The sequence below is a fragment of the Pedobacter sp. 01N416 genome (assembly GCF_056399685.1).
This window is the reverse complement of the sequence record NZ_JBFTRT010000992.1, coordinates 1-747: the sequence shown is the minus strand read 5'-3', so window position 1 is coordinate 747 and position 747 is coordinate 1. Positions and strand designations below refer to the sequence as shown.

The following is a 747-nucleotide window of genomic DNA, read 5'->3' as shown; positions in this document are numbered from 1 at the left end:
GAATTAAATATTGCCAATAAGGAATTAGCATTTCAGAATAAAGAAAAAGAGAAACGAGCAAACGAGTTACTTACTGCTAATAGAGCGCTTAAAGTTGCACAAGATAATATACGTAAGCTTAATGATGAATTGGAACAAAAAGTAATTGAACGTACTGCCCAATTAGAAGCGGTTAATAAAGAACTAGAATCTTTCTCCTACTCTGTATCTCATGATTTACGTGCACCAATTAGAGCAATTAATGGTTACACTAAAATAATAGCCGAAGATTATGGTGATAAATTTGATGCTGATGGCATAAAAATTCTCCAATCGGTAATGAACAACTCCAAAAAAATGGGCGAATTGATTGACGATCTGCTTGCTTTTTCAAAATTGGGAAGAAAATCTGTGGCTTTTGCCGATATAGATATGGTTGAGCTAGTTTCTACGGTAAGGGAAGAGCTATTATTTGAAGGAGATGGAAATATTCCTGATTTTAAAATTGCTGCTTTACCGGCTGCCAAAGGAGATAAATCATTAATTAAACAAGTTTGGGTTAACCTCATCTCTAATGCCATTAAGTACGCTAGCCATAAAAAAAACACAACAATAACAATAGACTCCTACACAAAAGATAAGCTGAATGTTTATTGTGTAAAAGATGAGGGAGCTGGATTTGATATGCAATATTATGATAAGCTTTTTGGTGTTTTTCAGCGATTACATTCTCAAGAAGAATTTGAAGGTACCGGAATAGGTTTGGCT

The 747-nt window shown here is 34.1% G+C and carries 1 protein-coding gene; it reads left to right on the top strand.

The window, feature by feature from the left end:
* The coding region (locus tag AC1DND_RS28865; protein WP_477586403.1) for a sensor histidine kinase at positions 1-747 on the top strand (747 nt) is incomplete at both ends.